The organism is Paenibacillus sp. FSL H8-0034 (assembly GCF_038000305.1).
GTDB lineage: Bacteria > Bacillota > Bacilli > Paenibacillales > NBRC-103111 > Paenibacillus_S.
Map to the genome: position 1 here is coordinate 1,263,787 of NZ_JBBOBS010000001.1, position 16,145 is coordinate 1,279,931.

The window sequence follows — 16,145 nt, forward strand, 5'->3', positions numbered from 1 at the left end:
TCCCTTATTTGATTGTTACTGATTTCTTATCACTACCTTGCTGCAAGCGGCTTTGAGCAGAATTCAAGATTAAGTCTAAAAATATAACTTCCCAACTTTCCCATTATTCCCGGCTTCCCCAAATCCCCCGAAATTAAATGGAAGATTCATTGGAGTGCTTGTACTGGCTTTGGGGACTATGAGTGTTTGGGAAATGCTTAATTAAAACGATGTACGTCTAAAAATTATTTCTTATGAAACAGAAAGCAGGTGATTAGGTGATAAAGGATTTAGCCGCTCATTTCTCCTCAAAGGCAGTCCGGTACGTAAGACGTACAGAAAACCCTGAGGAATTTGCAGAAATTGAGAAGGCGAAGGAAGAGATTAATGCGATCTTCTCGGAAGTGGGAGAGGATTTTTTAATTGAAGAAAATAAGCTGTTGAAAGTATCAAGAAAAAGAATTATGCAAATTCAAGAGGATGAAGATGAGGATGATGAGTCAAAGAAAGATGGGAAACCGATCTGTAATTTCTTTATCATTCCCAAATATCGACTTCGGGTATTTGATGATGAGCAACAGCGATTTAAGGAGGCGGGCCTGAGCATCGGAGCTTATGTCCGAATCAATTGGCATACATACAAGTACATAGAATTGGATTTGCTTAATGAAACGCTCGCAGGGAGCAAATGGATTAATCCTAACTACCTGGATTACGATTATTACCTGTACCGGGACAGTCTATATCCGTATTTATTGCGCTCAATATGGCTTTCAACGAGATATTTAGACGACGACGAGAGAGTGCTTTTTGACGATAGTATCGGATGGGTGGATGAATTTTTTGGGCGAAGGGAGTCTGGGTATTTCCATTACAGGAAAGATGGTCAATTTGCAATGTGGAAAAGTGCAGAAGACCCAAAGATAACAATGGATCAGATGACATATCGATCAATTGTGTTTTTAAAAAGCATTAAAGGCTTAATCGATAAATCAAAATTGTTACCGATGAACGACTCTTCCAGATTGCAAGAAGGCATGATTGGTTGGGAAGATGACTCCAAGTGGGGCATTAAATTTGACATAGTAAAATCGCACACAACGGAAGAGATTAAACGTTCGGGCAAGAATTTCAAAGTAGACAGTCAATTATATGCTCATCTTCATAAAATGGGGATATTAGAAGTTGAAGGAGATGAATTGAAGTTTCGGCCTGATAAGAAACTGAGTAATGGAAAGCGAGCCTTTGTGCTTGATAAAGCGCGTTTGGAGGAGTTTTTGTCCGAAAACGAAATTTATCTATAGTCACATATACGTATATATTTATTTTGAAAGTGTAGTGATTCATTCTTATAGTCAGTTCACCTGTTTATCGAAATATAATGGCCTTATATTAAAAAACAAAAATGCGCGTAACAAAAACCTAAATCAAATATGATTGGAGGTTTTTTGTTATGTTGCATACGGTTCATATGTTTTACAAGTTAAATTACCACTTTTATTCAGGAGTGTTTGATGTACTCCAACAACTCTCAAATCATCAGCACACGAGTTTCTACAAGGAAAAGGATGAAACCTATCACTGTCATTTGCTGTTAAAGCAGGGTTTGAGACTAATTCTTAGGTATGTAGAAATCGGGGAAGGCATAAGCTACTCCGCTTTAGAAATTATAATGAATCCGATAAGGTTGCTGGACGGCAACGATTATTATCAACTTGCAGATGAAAGGTATGAAGCGGCAATAATCAAAGCGTTTAAAAAAGCATTCGATCCGATCAGGAAGGCCTTTGTCAGCAAGAAAGGAAACAAGTATCTCAAACCATTCATGCTTGATTTGCTAAATGCATACAGCGTGAAAAGAGTAGACTACGCCGTTAATTTATACACTCAGCACAGCAAGCTATACATGGAATTAATCCGCCGCGCCAATATTCCTGACGGCTTTCAGCAATATGTTATCTTTAACCGGACAAGCAAGCGTTATGAACCACCCGAGAATAGCTTTTATATTTTTAGAAAGAGTCAGTCCAAATCGAAAAACAGCCATGTGACACTTACCGTCAATTGTTATGATAAGGGTATACAAATGCAAGAAAACGAATTGCCTTGTAACGATAACAGAGCCTCTAAAACGATTCGTTTTGAGGTTCAATGTCATTATAATAAAGTGTACCAAACCATTCGCGCCAATGGACTTAATAGGGTAGGTTTTACCCAATTTCTTAATCAAGATATTGCTTGTTCTATTCTCCGCTCTTTTTTCAAAAAAACGATTGGGATCGGTGACTACTATACACTACCGAGGGCAAGGCAAATCATTCAAAATAAGAAGATCGGGGCAGATAAGAAGGCCGCTCTACTGAGAATGTTGGAGATGGTCAATGCCAAAAGAGGAATTTGGAAGACGAAGGATGCTGTTATGGATAAGGGTGAGTTTGCGAAGTGTGTGAAGCAATTGCATGAATTAGGCATAAATCCTGTCACTATTCCGATCAAGTGGGGCATAGATTATTTGCCCTGCCTATTCGAATTGTAAAAAATATAAGGCGCTCTGGGCTGAGCGCCTTATACAGTGAAGCAGTTGTGGACTTTTATTTGTCTGCAGTAATACTTGCAGCATCAATCCAGCTTTTGGATTTGTACTTTATGCCTGCTAGTGCCGCCATAAAATCAGCATCTTCATCCTTCAGCCAGAGATTATTCTTGCTATCCCATGAAACCAGCACTCTGCCCCGATCAATCTTCTCAACTTTTCCATAGAAGAAGCTGTAAGTTACCCTGTCTCCAACAGCGATTAGTACTCCATTTTTATCAATGGGTTTATCGCTTGTAACGGTATCGGTGCTTTCCTTTGTATCGCTCCCTTCATTTCCGTTGTTTGGAGTGTTGGACTCATACTTAAAATACTCCCCATAGCTTGTAGGCACATTCGTGTAGTCACCATTGTAAAGAGCGATAATTTGGTTGTCTCCATCCCAGACTAATTTTATCTTTAAATTGTCGCTTACAAATCTCAAAGGAACCATTGTCCGATTATTGATAATAGTTGGCGAGACATCGAGTGTCTTCTCCGTTTGGTTAACAACGGCTTTCTTACTGTCAATCCACAAATTTATACTGTTGCCGTTTAAGACTATGGAGACTTTTTTGTCTGATGAATCCCATTTGACTGTTCCACCAAATTCATTGACAATGTTAGCAATGGGGAGTAACGTTCTGTCATTGCGAATGACTGGGGTTGCACCTTCTTCAGAATCAAGCATTTTAATATCTTGGTCAGTGCCGCTGTTGACATACATCCACGGGTCGTTTACCTTCAGTATAATACTTTTGTTGTTGCTGTCATTTGATGCATGAACGTAGGCTGCTGGAGCCGTAACAGTGAACAAAGTAAAGACGGCAGTCAAGCCGATGGTCATTTTCTTGAATGAAATCATAGACAGTTATCTCCTTTTGTTAGCATCTGCACCATGTAACAAAGTGCTCGCAATTGTTAAAAATTAAATTATATTCTGACTCTCCTAATCTACTGTAGGCTTTATTTATAGCTTCATCACGACTTCGTTTCAAAGAAGAATGACGTTTCTCTATTGTTTTACCATTCTTGAATGTTACTAAAGAATCCATTTGAATTATTCCCTTACCGTTAGATTTGCTATAATGTATGACCATTCCGTTACCAATGTAGAGGCCATGATGCGTATACCCGCAATATACACTGATATGGTCACCATTCTCCAAATGAGGGTCAGTTCCGAAATATGCCTTAGCAGCTTTTATAGGAGCAGCGCGACTACTTTCAAAGGCATTAACAGCTGTTTTAGTCGCTTTTTTGATCACTTCACCTAAACCTGATAGCGGATGGTTCATTGAAATTTACCTCCTGTGATATTTTATTTTTCCTCTAAGCTCTCAAAATTCTTTGGAGGACTACTCACATATAGTGAAAAGCGACAATATAAGAGGCGGGGTTACTCAAAACTTCATTAATATTTGTTTTTTCGTTTGTTCAAACTCCTTTTCAGTTATAACTCCTTCATCCCGTAATTGTTTTAGAGCTTTCAATTTTTCGGTTAAGCTATTTTCCGCTTGCTTCTTATCATCTTGATGCTCACCTCCTATTTCGATTTCCTTAATTAAGCTTTCATGTGAGGAAAGTCCTAAACCGCGTGCTATTTTGTCGAGCAATTGAATTGTCGGATTTGTTTTCTCGAATCGTTCTATTTGTCCGAGATAGCTGGTATTTATACGAGCTAGCAGAGCCAGTCGTTCTTGGCTTAATCCTTTCCGCTGCCGCAACGTTCGAATATTTTCACTAATAATCCTCATTCTATCCACGTTTCTCACCTCTATATTAAAGAATAGATCATAAAGCTTTGCGCTAGCGACAGGACATATCAGAGTAAGAAGCGTATATAAGCGGGACTTGACCATCAAATTTTTAATAAAATCGTTATGTGCAAGATAGTCCTCATAATACAATTCAGTTACTTGTCAGAGAAAAAGAGTATAATTATTGAGAAACGATATGGGAAAGATGGATCTAATATCAATTTTTACTTAGAACATTGGTTTTCTGCCTTTGAAGTACGAACTAAATGCAATAAAAAAATCGCCCACTTCACGGAACGGCAAGAAAAATCCTCTACGGAACATACAGCGTCCCATTCAGGAATTTCCAAGCTATCCTTTTGAAGTAAACGATTATTATTTAATATCAATATTCTTGATTTGAAAAATAAAGTCTATATTAGAATAGACGACTTTTCTGTACTGTGCAACTGGAAATTTCAATTTACATCAGCCCCTGTTCCTTTAGAGAAACAAAGTTACCTGCTCCGATTATTAAGTGGTCCAGTACATCTATGCCAATGATTTCGCCAACACTCACAAGCCTCTTGGTTAATGCGATATCTTCTGGAGACGGAGTAGAGTCCCCGCTGGGATGGTTATGTGCGCATATGAGAGAAGCGCTACACCTCTTGATCGCGGCGCGAAATACTTCTCTTGGATGAACGATAGCAGCATTTAAAGATCCTATAGATATTACCTCCTTTGATAGTAAATGGCTCTTGGTGTTTAAGAATAGGCATACGAAATGCTCTTTGGTTAGATGACTAAGTTCAGATGAGAGTAAGGTGTGTGCATCATTTGGGCTTCGGATTATGTATTGTTCGTGATTAGGTACTGTGAGAGCTTTTGCCAGCTTAAGCATTGCAGTGACTTGACGCGCTTTACTCATACCAATACCTTTAATCTCAGTCAGTTGCTGTTCAGTGGCATCTAATAGTTCTAAGGTCGTAGGAAACTGTTCAAATAGCAGTTGAATGGTATAGCTGTCCTGCCGTTCTCTTAGAGATTGGGACAGAAGCGACTTCAAGTTTTCATTTTGTTGTGTGTTCATTTTTAACTCCTCCTGATAAGTGAAATTGGATAACGAAAGAGCCGAACACATTTAATTGTGTCCGGCTTCTGCATGATTAGTCTCTTGCGAGGACTACCTATCATACATAGGTATCAGGGAAATAATATATAAATATAAATATGGGAATTACGCATAACGCATCAATAAATTAGAAGGGAAATATCGGAAAAGGTCGAATAATAGTACTTGAGACACTTCTCGAACGATCCTTTTATTGGAGGGGGAGGTATTTGTGCAAAATATACTAAATTTACAATTGAGAGAAAAAGCAGGATCGGATTCGTATAATCGATTTGAATATCAGGCACACTGGATTCTATATCATATGTTAGATAACATTCAAAATAAAAAAACTTTTTTAGTATTTTGTGAATTTCATGATGATATGGCAGAAAGTGAATATGGCCCTTCAGCAACTGGCATGAACTTTTATCAAGTGAAAACAACAGATACTAAAGAGCGTTGGACGCTAAGCTCTCTTTTTCAAAAATCAAAAAGAAAAGATGGTAGTTATAAAAACTCTTTCCTCGGATTTATTTTTTATAACTTTGATAAATTCTCTAAAGAGTGTAGCAGTTGTCATTTTATTTCTAATGCGGACTTTGATGATGAAGTCTTACAATGGCAATCAGTAGTAAAGGATCAGAAAGAATTGAAACAAGAGGATCTAACATTGTATATGAAAATTAAAGATTACATTAGATTAGAGTACCCAATGATGCCTCAATCTGAATTTGATGTTGTATTTGATAGATTCGTTCAGAATTCATTTTTCAACAAAAGCCCTTTATCTTTGGAAGGTCATGTGGAGCAAGTTAAGGGTGTCTTTTTTGAAGTGGCTAGTAGATACAATCTAGATTTAAAAAGTGGATATCTATTGCTTACAAACATCATTGACTCCGTTAGGAAAAAAACGAGAACCATTATAAAGACCCCTATCAGTTATGAAGAACTTAAGAAGAAAAAGGGTATTTCTTCAGATATTTTTGATGATCTGGAGAAAAGCTTTAGATCAATTCCAAAACATGAAGAATTGTATACTTTAATTGAAAATCATTTGATGGAAAATGGCTTATCCAATTTACAAAGTAATGCAATTCTAAGAGCTTTAAAGAAGCACCATAAAAAAATATTGGATATTTCTGATACGTTATACCAAGATGTTATTCGGTTCTTCATTAAAGAGGTAGATGACTTCATTGATAATAACTTTGAAGTTTTGAATGACTCCGTAGTAACAAAAGAACTGTCAGAAAATTTGATCGAAGCTTTTCTAAAACGATACACTCATCAAGATATAAATTCTATTGTGTTGAGAGGCGTGTTCTATGAAACGATCCTATCAGACTAAAGTGATGATATATAAAAGGCTAATTCGGAACTTAAGGCTTAAGTCTCAAAAAGAAGGTGAATCTAATGGAAAACGATCTGACGATAAGAAAGATAATAATTATAAGTAAGGTAGAAGAGTCTTCTATTGAGGTGCCCCTTACAAAAGGCTTAAATATAATAATTGGTAAAAATAAAACGGGGAAATCATCTATTATTAAAACTATTTTTCACTCACTAGGGTGTGAAATAAAATTTGATGAAGATTGGGGAAAGTTAAATAAACGATCAATTGTTAGTTTTAGTATAGGTAGTTCATTTTTCTTAGTTGAGCGTACTGGAAATATCTACACGCTCTTTGCAAGTTCTGATGATTTGACGTTAGTATCTTATATTGGAACATATACATACTCTGAATTCTCTACTAAATTTTTAGAGTTATTTGATATACATGTTACTTGGATTACGAAAAATGGGGATGACAAGCCTGTTGCACCGCCATATATTTTTGCATTTCAATATATTGACCAAGATAAAGGATGGCATTCAATTGCTAAGAGTTTTGAAAAACTATCATATGTTCCAAATTGGGAAAGGCAAATAATTAAATACATAGTTGGCTATCAAAATGAGGAATATTTTAGACTAAGAAAAGAGTTAGAAAAGTATAGGATATTAATCAAAGAGATTGAGTCTAAAATAAATACCTTAGAAGAGTTTGTATTAAATATTTTGGAAAGAGAAAGACAGAATACCTCTCTTTCACCCGGTACAGATGCATTAGATGATGATTTTGAAAAAAGTAAACTTATTTTAGAACAGCTAACTATTCTTGAAAAAGAACGAATAGCTACGAGCAATCAAATAAGTCAACTTCAGAATGAAGAATATGAAAAAAAACTAGTTGTAGAGGCTTTGAATAAATATTCTGAGGAGCTTGTTGAAGATCATATTTATGCTTCTAGCTTAGATGAGCTTATTACTTGTCCTTTTTGTGGGGTTGTTCATCTCAACGAACTTACTGAAAAGTCAGAATTGATTAAAGATGTCCAAACCGCAAGTAATATTCTCACAAGTACAGCAACGGATTTAAAAGAATTACAGAGGGAGTTAACTTTATATCAAAAAAGATTTGTTGAGATTGAATCCAGTTATAAAAAAATGAAAAGGGAATTGAGATTGCTTGAAGAGAATACTAGTGTAATTAAAGCGTTAAAAAATGAAGGTAAAAATGATTTAATTAATACGAGTCACTTGGAGATTGAAGGAATTAAGGAAATGAGAAACAAATATTTTGGAACTAGGGAAGAAACTCAAGCAAGCCTTAAAAAAAATGAATCGGCAATCAGGCGAAACAAAATATCTAAAGAAATTAAAGTCCTCATGGGTATTTTGTTAGAAAGATTAGAATTGTCTGGAGCCAATGTGAAGCTAAGCAATTTCTTGCCAGTACTCAAGCATACAGGAAGTGAATTGCCCCGAGTTATTTATGCATATTATATATCACTCTATTTATATAATTTAAACCGAATTGATAATCCCTTTAAGTGGCTTGTTATTGATACTCCTAATCAGCAAGGTCAAGATGATGAGAATTTAAGAAATATTAATAAAGCTTTGGAACTACTCATGGATGTTAAAGGTCAAGTAGTAGTAGGAACCGAAAGACTAACAGGAGTAGAAGATACAGCAGCAAATGTATTTCGGTTAAAAGAGTATAAAAAATGCTTGACTAAAGATAAGTATTCTTCGCACGTTCTTCTACTAAGAAAACTTGATCAATTAAAAGAAGAAAGCGCGCTGTTACAAGTAATAACGGACGAATCAAAGAAGTTAGATCATTGATTTTTAATTAATTTAAAATGGTTCGTAGCTATACGTGATGGGTGAACTAATTTTTCATAGAGTGACTTTACATGGAGTGGCGGGCATTATGGGCTGAGCCGCCATGGCGAGACCCTTGTGGTGTCACCCTTCGCAAGTAATCATGCCCGCAGAGGCTTCATGTCAAGTCGTCAATCTATCAATCTCGACTATAGTAACTTAATCCACGAAGTATAGTGAGTAGCCTTAAAATTAATTACTTTTCTACCTGACTTTCTACAAGAAAAGGGAGTAGATTAATGGATAAAAAATTCAAATGGAATATGTTCATAACATCATTTATACCATTATGGTTATCAATCTTAGTATTTAATGTTTGGGGAATAGTTTCAAATATATATGAAAATATGTGTAAGAATTCTGGGTTTGTAGAAATTCTTGATTTCATTTTCAAAACGAATACCTTAGAAGTAATTTCAATAATAATAATTTTAATTATTAATTGCGTAAGTATAGTAAGTATTAATATTTTTCTTAAAGATAAAAACTCATTAGAAATTAAACCGAGTGGAAAAATAATAGAAGTAAAACGTTCAAATAAACTATCTTCAGAATTCTTGCTTGCTTATATATTACCAATGATTGCATTTGATTTTTCTGATCTCCGAAAAATCATTCTTTTTATAATCTACTTTTTAGTCTTAGCTATATTGTGTGTTCGAAACAACAACGTATACACAAACATACTGCTTGAATTCAAAGGATATAAAATGTACGAGTGTGACATTGAATGTTCAGTACTTAATGGTAAGTATATCTATAAAAACAGCTTGATCATAAGTAAAAATGATCTAATGACGGAAAAAGACAACGAAATTTTATACTGGGATTTTGATAATTATATTTATATTTGTTTGGGTAAAAAGGAGGCATAATTAATAGTGAGCAAACAATACTTAGAATCTATGTTTGAATCTTTGCAAAATGGCCCATATTCATGGTCACTATATTTTTATACTAGAGACCGCCGAAAGAATAATCCTTATACTGTTTCAAAGATGAGGTTTAAAAATGCAAAGTATTTAAGTGAATATGGTAAAGATTTAATCAGTTGCACAAGAGAGTTTCAATTAAAAAAAATAGAGTCAGTCCAAACATACGATGGAAATAATAGTAAGATATCATGCGACAAAATTGAATTGAAAAATGAAATAATCAATGAACAATGGACTAATTTTATCCAAAGAGTGGCCACAGCTTCGGATACTGAAATTAAAGGGAAGTATCATGGCTATATAATTGTCGCTCAACCAAGTGATGAAGCTTTGTCATCAGTTACTTTCGTCAAGACGAGCAACCCAATTATACAACTTGAAAATAAAAGATCAATTGTTTATAAAAGGACTTCTAAAGAAAATAATGAATTAGATCAGCTTAGTGATGATATTTGCCGTCTGTATTTAACAACTGATTTTGTTATATTCGGTGAAAATTTATATGCATTCACGCATACATTTGAGGACTTATTTTATCTTGAAAAAACCTTGCAAAAAATAAAGCATAAAGGAATAGAAAAGATTGCATTAACAGAGTCAATTTCTGACATTGATTTATTTAAATCATTGGCTTCAAGGTATAAGAGTCCAAGAACGTTTATAACATTAAAAGCTGAACGAATAGAACGAATAGCTGATAAACAAAATAGAGAGACTATTTCTAAAATGCTCAATATAAAACTGGATAAAAGTTCTCAATTTATTATCAATTCAGATGAAGAAGCAGCAAAGTTAATTAAATACTTGTGTTATAAGATTTTTCAAGATTATGAAACCCAAGATGTTTTAGAGGCTTCAACAGTATCAAAAGTGAACTGAGGAGATTGGTCACATTTTTGGTCACAGTTTTTCATTTCCGAGAGCCGCGGCGCATTCGAACGTAGAAACAAAAAACTCAAAAAAGCCTTGTCCTACAAGGCTTTCCCCCGCTATTCCCTTAACGTACAAAGCCCCATCTCTCCACTGGCAGCGATGAGGTCAGGGGTTCGATCCCTCTAAGGTCCACCATACACGATAAACGTACGCAGTCCGTCGGGGCTGCGTTTTTCAAAATTGGGGCGTCCCGTGCGTAGGGAGTGCTGAGAAACTTCAACGAATTGTCATCAACGGACGAAATATCTGGATTGTCAACATAATAAGGAACTCAGGAGTGTATCAACACTGCTAGGCCCAGAATAAAGGAATACAGTTGATTAGCAAACACTTAAAGTGTTTGTTAGAATTTAATTATAGTGTTAGTCAAAGGTGAGGTTTATGTTATGCCAAAAAATGATAATATGCTAACCATTCTATGGATGTTGAATTCGGGAGAGAAATGGACTGCGAAGCAAATATCGGAAAAGTTAGAGATAAATATAAGAACAGTTTATCGGTATATGGATGCCTTATGTGCCAGTGGCGTCCCTATCATATCCGACACCGGGCACAATGGCGGGTATAGCTTGCTGCACAATTTTATCAAATCTCCTCTGTTATTTAGTATGGATGAAAAAAAGACACTGCTTCATGCTGCCCTATTTGCAAAAGAAGCCGGGTATCCTTTGAGTGAGGCATTAGAGAATGCAACATCCAAGTTGAAAATGTATTCGACTCAGGAGCAGGAAAGGTTACTAAGCCGTCATTTAGCCGGATTTGAAGTAATAAACCGCAGGGGATACCCCGCTGTACAGCCGGTATTGCAGGAAATGGAGCACGCTGTAACAAATGAATGGTCTGTAGAAATTTCTTATCGTAACAGTCATGAAGAGCAGTCCCTCAATAGGGTAATAGACCCCTATGGCGTGGTTAATTGGAACAATAAGTGGTACACCATTGCATTCTGCCACCTGCGGAATGAGATCCGCAGCTTTCGGGTAGAACGAATTCTGAGTATCACACGCACGCCATTCTCATTTACGCGTCCCAATGAATTTTCAGCGCGTACTTTTTTTATGAATAATCTGTTACCAGATGTAGCAGGTAAATCCGGATACATTTCTTTAATTATTAGCGGCAAGGCAGAGGCGTTGGATGATCTATGCATACATTGGTTTTTGGAGCATCATTTGCAGGAGCGGACATCGACGCAAGCCATTTTTTTACTTGAGAAAGAAGCACTGTATACACATGTTCCGTTAATCATTCTTCCTTATGGGAAATCCATTCGTGTTATAGAGCCGCAGAATCTAAAGAATAAACTTGTGGCGGTTGCTTCAGAGTTAATGGAATATTATCAAGTTTAACAGCTTCACTGACAGCAGTTGTCAGTGAGGTTGTTTTATTATAAGGATAACCACTCATTACAGATGAATGGTTGCTGTTACCTAATAAACCTGATGAGGAGCACTTAGAAATGAATAATACCGTATATCTTTATGTATTTGATACCATGTCCGATTGGGAAATAGGTTATTTAGCCGCCGAACTGAACTCTGGAAGATACTTCAGACAGGGGCTGGCTCCTGCCAAAATAGTCACCGTTGGGATGGAAAAGACTCCAGTAACTACAATGGGCGGATTGAAAATAATGCCTGACATCAAAGTGGATGAGTGCAGCATTAAAAGCGTAGATGCACTGATTTTACCTGGTGGAAATACATGGACAGAAGCTGTTCACGTACCCATATTAAAAATGGCCGAGATGTGTTTAAAGGAAGGGATAGTCGTTGGAGCAATTTGCGGCGCTACCTTAGGACTTGCTCAAGCAGGATTGTTGGATTCACATTGGCACACAAGCAATGACTTGTCCTACCTTAAAATGGTTTGCCCTTCTTACGCGGGAGAAGAATATTACAATACGGAACCGGTTGTCACCGATGAGGGATTGATCACTGCATCCGGAGTAGCTCCATTAGAATTTTCTGCTCATGTTTTAAAAGCGTTAGATGTGTTTTCTCCCAAAACATTAGACGCTTGGTATCGTCTTAACAAAACTCATGAACCTAAATACTTCTACGAGCTAATGAGCTCAATCCAATGACATTTTAGGAATACAAGGCATGTGGAATCGGTTATATTGATGATTCGAAAATGAGGTGTGGCAGGTCGCTAATAGATTGTAAAAAGAAGGACAGGTGGGCATGTAGTCTTCTGTTGTTGAAAAATAGTGATCTAAAGGTGCTTTGGTTTTCTTTTTTCTGTAGACCAAATCATTCATTCAAAGTAGAGATTTACGACTACCATATAATGATTTTTGTGATAAAATAGATTTATATATTAGGAAAATTCAACCAGTATGGAGGGTCGGACATGCACGATATTTTTCTTAAGGCTATTCACGAAAGAAGGAAAATACTCATAACTTTTTTTTCCAATGAAGATGGGCATACGTTAAAACGTATATGTGCCCCTTTTGATTACGGACCAAGTAACAGATACAAAGACAAGTCTCCCCGGTACCATATGTATGATTACACAAGTGACTCGGGAAGTCATGTCTTAAGTATATTACCAAGCCAACTAAAAGAGGTTATTTTAACCGAAGAATATTTTAATCCTTTAGACTTAGTATCTTGGACTCCTAAGTGGCACGTTCAAAGAGATTGGGGCATTGTTTCATAGTCAGGAGTTTTCACATATGTTTATACATTAAAATTTGAAAATAAATAGCGTCCTTGAATACAGTTTCTGTTAAAAAACTCAGGCTAATAAATTTGCTTGAGTTTTTGTTTTTGAAAGGAAATACTCCCTCAAACTTAATACACTATAGTAACTAATAGATATTTATTACGTCATACATAAAGGTAATTGATAGGGGGGGGTTATTTCTTGGAGAAGTTATTTTTTGGATTTGGTTTTCTTATTGCATCATGTATCGCTCTCTATGGGAATGTACCCTTAAGTTCAATACAGGTTTTTGGGTTATCGATAAGTGCTTTTCTCATGAGTCTTTCGGGAGTCTTTGATTCCCCATTGATGACAAAAAAAAGATTTCTTTAACAAAAGTATTTAAAGTACTCAGTTATGGAATTGCTCTGATTGTAATTGTTATTCTTCCTACATTGGAAAGCAATAAATTTATACTATCATTTAAGGAGAAAATCCCGGACAGCGTATTTTTATTATCTGCACTAGGCTTTTCATTCATTACTATGTATCTTGGAGACATTTATAAAGAAAAATTTAGATTATTATTGAAGCAGGCAAAATTAGAAGGTAAGCAAGACTTGTTGGCTCAAATAAAAAATGTCTTAGAGAATAAAAAAAATAAGGGGTAATTTAAAATGATATTTAAGGAAAATGAAAATAAAACTTTTGACATACCTTTTTAGCCCCCTAGAAGACTCGGACAGCACACCCCTTAATCCAATACAATATTAAGTAGACGGAGGGGAACGTTATGAAACGTGTGCAATATGATCTTAATTTCAAGATGGAAATCATTCGAAAAGGGAAAGAGATAGGGAATTTTACGGCCGTAGCTCGGCAGCATGAACTGGATCCCAAGATGGTCTTGCGATGGGCCAAAGAATTGAACCGTAAAGATGTGGACCAGTTGGACGGAGCCAGCAAGAGGCAAACTGCTTTTATCCCTACTGCTGAAGATTTCAAGCAACTTGAGCATGAGAATGAAAAACTGAAGAAGCTATTAGCGGAACAAGCCTTGGAAAGGGAAATTCTCAAAGACCTGCTAAAAAAAACGAACCCCAGCTTGCGGATCAAATAGAGATTGTCCAGAAGTACATCGGCCAAGGATACGGTATTGCCTTCGTGCTCCGTGTGTTGGAAGTCGAACGATCAACTTATTACACACATGTGAATAAAACCGAAAAGAAACCGATCCACAGGGGCGGCCGACCTGCACCTGGTTACTCTTATCGATGCGATGGCAAGCCCGTTAGCGATGAACAAATCGGTGAATGGCTGATGGAGTTTCTGGCTGGTGAAGGGGCTAATTATGGCTACCGTAAGCTCACAGTGCTGTTAAAAAGACGCCACCAGCTTGTGATTAACAAGAAGAAAGTGTACAGGCTGTGCAAGCGTTTGGAGGTTCTGAGGCCACAGCGCAAGCTGAAAATGAAGCACCCAAGAAGGCTGGCGAACAACCGAGTCCTTACAGGTTCTAATCAGCTGCGGGAAACGGATATTAAGTATGGCTGGATTGCTGGCGAGCGTCGATTCTTCTTCATTATGTGCATCCTAGACGTGTTTGACCGTGCGGTGATTACGTACCACCTAGGATTAACCTGTGAGGCGAAGCACCTGGTACAGATCACCCAGGAAGCTCTGATGAAGCGCCAACTCTTTGATAAACCCAAGGAAGAGAAGCCCTTCATACGCTCGGATAACGGTCCACAGTTCATTAGCCACCTGTTTGAACAGGCCTGCGAAACGTTCGGAGTTATCCATGAACGGATCTCACCCAGGACGCCAAACAAAAATGCACATATTGAATCTTTCCATTCGATATTAGAGGCAGAATGCTATGGGCGTCATGAATTTGAGACCTATCTACAGACTTACGAGATCGTCACGCAATTCATTCAAGACTACAACCAGCAACGGATCCATGGGAGTATTTACGACCTATCGCCCTATGAATACCTTGATGCCTTGAAGAAAAATCTTGTAAAACCTAAGCCTGTTAAGGTATAAACCAAGAGAAATGAAGCTAATGGAAATAATTTTAAGGAATTCGATGTAATCGGCTGGTTAAGAGGTGTAGTGTCCAGCATAAGGGTGTTTATCCGGTAGAAGTAAGAATATTTGGTTCAGAAGAGGAGTGTTCGGTTTGGAAAAGAACAAATTTCAGTTAAAAAGGGAAGCTACCTATCAGCAGATGCTAAATGCGGCCTTGTTGTGTTTCTCCGAAAAAGGGTACACATCAACGACATTAGGAGATATCGTTGCGCGCACAGGGCATACTAAAGGAGCCTTCTACGGTCATTTTAAGAGTAAGGAAGAGCTGTTTTTCCACGTGCTGGATTACCAGAATGAACAGACGCATGGGTGGACAGACGTACCTAAAAGCTACAGCCCGGCGGATACGACATTGGAAGAGGTCATCAGGCTCACCGTGGTGAATCTTGCAGAGAAGCTGCAAGGGATCGATAACTGGATCGTCGTATTGATCGACTTCTATTTGCAGACGAAGCATCATCCCGAGCATCATGAGAGACTGAAGGCGAAATACGGATTATGGATATCCGAGATTTCTACTCTAGTGAGGGTGTTGCAAGAGCGAGGCTGGGTCTCTCAAGACAAAGATGTCCAACTGACCGCGATGCAAGTGATTGCGTTAAATGAAGGGTATACGATCTTTTCCGCGCTGTTCGGAGGCGTGAACGATCGAGCTTTGATCCAGGGGTTGGTCCGATTGCTGTCATAGTTCAATGTCTTTATTGACCGTGGCAGTAATCCGTTTTAATATATACCTTACGTTTAGTATTTAAAGGAATACGTCACTCGACGAGTCTGCCGCATCCAAGGAGCTGGCTAGGGCGCGTCAATTGGCGATTTCTCTGAATCTATTAAGAATTCTTTAAGGGTTTTAAGCTATTGCTGCAAAGTATAATTTCTTTGATAGGGAAGAGGGTGGGTGGTTGATGCAAGAT

General features: G+C 37.2%; 16 protein-coding genes. 12 read left to right on the forward strand and 4 right to left on the reverse strand.

Annotation, left to right across the window (positions count from 1 at the left end; genetic code table 11):
* Window positions 1–257: 257 nt before the first annotated feature.
* Window positions 258–1,283 carry a hypothetical protein gene (locus tag NST47_RS05750; RefSeq protein WP_341154275.1) on the forward strand — a complete coding sequence of 342 codons (1,026 nt, stop codon included), beginning with the start codon at window positions 258–260 and terminating at the stop codon, window positions 1,281–1,283.
* A 203-nt stretch (window positions 1,284–1,486) separates the two neighbouring features.
* Window positions 1,487–2,515 carry a hypothetical protein gene (locus NST47_RS05755; protein WP_341154276.1) on the forward strand — a complete coding sequence of 343 codons (1,029 nt, stop codon included), beginning with the start codon at window positions 1,487–1,489 and terminating at the stop codon, window positions 2,513–2,515.
* Window positions 2,516–2,570: 55 nt separating this feature from the next.
* Here the strand turns inward: NST47_RS05755 and NST47_RS05760 are convergent, their stop codons facing one another.
* From NST47_RS05760 to radC, 4 genes are all read right to left on the reverse strand, one after another.
* Entirely contained in the window at window positions 2,571–3,416 is an 846-nt protein-coding gene (locus NST47_RS05760) for a stalk domain-containing protein (RefSeq protein ID WP_341154277.1), read from the reverse strand.
* Between the two features lie 19 nt (window positions 3,417–3,435).
* Entirely contained in the window at window positions 3,436–3,849 is a 414-nt protein-coding gene (locus tag NST47_RS05765; RefSeq protein ID WP_341154278.1) for a lecithin retinol acyltransferase family protein, read from the reverse strand.
* 105 nt (window positions 3,850–3,954) lie between these two features.
* A complete protein-coding gene (locus NST47_RS05770; protein WP_341159612.1) occupies window positions 3,955–4,308 on the reverse strand; it encodes a helix-turn-helix domain-containing protein in 354 nt (117 codons plus the stop codon).
* Between the two features lie 466 nt (window positions 4,309–4,774).
* Window positions 4,775–5,383 carry a RadC family protein gene (radC, locus tag NST47_RS05775; RefSeq protein ID WP_341154279.1) on the reverse strand — a complete coding sequence of 203 codons (609 nt, stop codon included), beginning with the start codon at window positions 5,381–5,383 and terminating at the stop codon, window positions 4,775–4,777.
* Window positions 5,384–5,660: 277 nt separating this feature from the next.
* Here radC and NST47_RS05780 point away from each other — a divergent pair, with 277 nt between their 5' ends.
* The 10 genes from NST47_RS05780 (at window position 5,661) to NST47_RS05825 (ending at window position 15,919) form a co-directional block, all read left to right on the forward strand.
* The gene (locus tag NST47_RS05780) at window positions 5,661–6,755 is read left to right on the forward strand and encodes a dsDNA nuclease domain-containing protein (protein ID WP_341154280.1); all 1,095 of its coding nucleotides are present in this window, start codon (window positions 5,661–5,663) and stop codon (window positions 6,753–6,755) included.
* A 65-nt stretch (window positions 6,756–6,820) separates the two neighbouring features.
* Window positions 6,821–8,578: a hypothetical protein gene (locus NST47_RS05785; RefSeq protein WP_341154281.1), complete on the forward strand. Its 1,758-nt coding sequence runs from the start codon at window positions 6,821–6,823 to the stop codon at window positions 8,576–8,578.
* A gap of 278 nt (window positions 8,579–8,856) precedes the next feature.
* Window positions 8,857–9,492, forward strand: coding sequence for a hypothetical protein (locus tag NST47_RS05790; RefSeq protein ID WP_341154282.1), 636 nt, complete (start codon window positions 8,857–8,859; stop codon window positions 9,490–9,492).
* 6 nt (window positions 9,493–9,498) lie between these two features.
* Complete coding sequence (locus tag NST47_RS05795; protein ID WP_341154283.1) at window positions 9,499–10,431, forward strand: hypothetical protein; 933 nt, start codon at window positions 9,499–9,501, stop codon at window positions 10,429–10,431.
* 440 nt (window positions 10,432–10,871) lie between these two features.
* Window positions 10,872–11,834, forward strand: coding sequence for a helix-turn-helix transcriptional regulator (locus tag NST47_RS05800; RefSeq protein WP_341154284.1), 963 nt, complete (start codon window positions 10,872–10,874; stop codon window positions 11,832–11,834).
* 110 nt (window positions 11,835–11,944) lie between these two features.
* Window positions 11,945–12,571, forward strand: a complete 627-nt coding sequence (locus NST47_RS05805) for a type 1 glutamine amidotransferase family protein (RefSeq protein ID WP_341154285.1) — start codon at window positions 11,945–11,947, stop codon at window positions 12,569–12,571.
* 1,021 nt (window positions 12,572–13,592) lie between these two features.
* Entirely contained in the window at window positions 13,593–13,808 is a 216-nt protein-coding gene (locus tag NST47_RS05810) for a hypothetical protein (RefSeq protein WP_341154286.1), read from the forward strand.
* Between the two features lie 122 nt (window positions 13,809–13,930).
* A complete protein-coding gene (locus NST47_RS05815; RefSeq protein WP_341154287.1) occupies window positions 13,931–14,257 on the forward strand; it encodes a transposase in 327 nt (108 codons plus the stop codon).
* 53 nt (window positions 14,258–14,310) lie between these two features.
* Window positions 14,311–15,186, forward strand: a complete 876-nt coding sequence (locus tag NST47_RS05820; RefSeq protein WP_341154288.1) for an IS3 family transposase — start codon at window positions 14,311–14,313, stop codon at window positions 15,184–15,186.
* A 136-nt stretch (window positions 15,187–15,322) separates the two neighbouring features.
* Window positions 15,323–15,919 (forward strand): TetR/AcrR family transcriptional regulator, encoded by a 597-nt coding sequence (locus tag NST47_RS05825; RefSeq protein WP_341154289.1) that lies wholly within the window; start codon window positions 15,323–15,325, stop codon window positions 15,917–15,919.
* Window positions 15,920–16,145 lie beyond the last annotated feature (226 nt).

Excerpts from the sequence above, each read along its gene's own strand:
- NST47_RS05760 (WP_341154277.1), bottom strand. The coding sequence starts at position 3,416 with ATGATTTCATTCAAGAAAATGACCATCGGCTTGACTGCCGTCTTTACT.
- NST47_RS05765 (WP_341154278.1), bottom strand. The coding sequence starts at position 3,849 with ATGAACCATCCGCTATCAGGTTTAGGTGAAGTGATCAAAAAAGCGACT.
- NST47_RS05770 (WP_341159612.1), bottom strand. The coding sequence starts at position 4,308 with ATGAGGATTATTAGTGAAAATATTCGAACGTTGCGGCAGCGGAAAGGA.
- radC (WP_341154279.1), bottom strand. The coding sequence starts at position 5,383 with ATGAACACACAACAAAATGAAAACTTGAAGTCGCTTCTGTCCCAATCT.
- NST47_RS05785 (WP_341154281.1), top strand. The coding sequence starts at position 6,821 with ATGGAAAACGATCTGACGATAAGAAAGATAATAATTATAAGTAAGGTA.
- NST47_RS05790 (WP_341154282.1), top strand. The coding sequence starts at position 8,857 with ATGGATAAAAAATTCAAATGGAATATGTTCATAACATCATTTATACCA.
- NST47_RS05800 (WP_341154284.1), top strand. The coding sequence starts at position 10,872 with ATGCCAAAAAATGATAATATGCTAACCATTCTATGGATGTTGAATTCG.
- NST47_RS05805 (WP_341154285.1), top strand. The coding sequence starts at position 11,945 with ATGAATAATACCGTATATCTTTATGTATTTGATACCATGTCCGATTGG.
- NST47_RS05815 (WP_341154287.1), top strand. The coding sequence starts at position 13,931 with ATGAAACGTGTGCAATATGATCTTAATTTCAAGATGGAAATCATTCGA.